We start from the raw sequence: 601 nt of genomic DNA, 5'->3' as shown, positions 1-601 counted from the left end.
CGCCGAAGTACCGTGTCACGACCGCGACCACGTCGGTCAGTCCGCGCCGACGCAGCACCTCGAGCATCGGGATGCCCGCGGTGCCGGACGGTTCGCCGTCATCCGACGACCGCGCCTGATCGCCGAGCAGACCGGTCACCATCGCCGTGCAGTTGTGGTTGGCATCCCACGCCTTCTTGCGGATGCCGGCGATCACGGCCTCGGCCTGCTCGACCGAGGTGACGGGCTCGATCCGCGTGAGGAAGCGTGACTTGCGGATGACGGTCTCATGCTCGACGGCAGACGCGATGGTCGCGGGGTAGCTGCGGGCGGCGGTCACCCGCCTCACGATACCGATGCCGCGGGAGGCTCAACGATCGACGAACGCCATCTGCTGCGGGTTGTAGCGGTCACCGCTCACGCCGATGCGTGTCGCGAGGGCAGTGAGGTCGGCGACCTCGTCGGCCGAGAGTGCGACGGCCGTGCTCGCGGCGTTCTCCGCGATGCGGGTGGTGCGCCGGGTGCCGGGGATCGGCACGATCCACGGCTGCTGGGCGAGCAGCCAGGCCAGCGCGATCTGGCCGGCCGTGGCGTCCTTGGCGGCGGCCAACTGCGCGACGTG

2 protein-coding genes are annotated in these 601 nt (G+C 70.7%); both read right to left on the bottom strand.

Annotated features, from left to right (window positions below; all coding sequences use genetic code 11):
• A partial coding sequence (locus L687_RS31900) for an IMPACT family protein (protein WP_021199870.1) occupies nucleotides 1–319 on the bottom strand: 319 nt, incomplete at its 3' end.
• 30 nt (nucleotides 320–349) lie between these two features.
• Nucleotides 350–601, bottom strand: a 252-nt coding sequence (locus L687_RS0121615) for an aldo/keto reductase (RefSeq protein ID WP_031207380.1), incomplete at its 5' end; no start/stop codon positions are given.

Origin of the sequence: Microbacterium maritypicum MF109, assembly GCF_000455825.1 — a bacterium.
Taxonomy (GTDB): Bacteria; Actinomycetota; Actinomycetes; order Actinomycetales; family Microbacteriaceae; genus Microbacterium; species Microbacterium maritypicum_A.
This window is presented reverse-complemented; position numbering and strand designations above follow the sequence as displayed.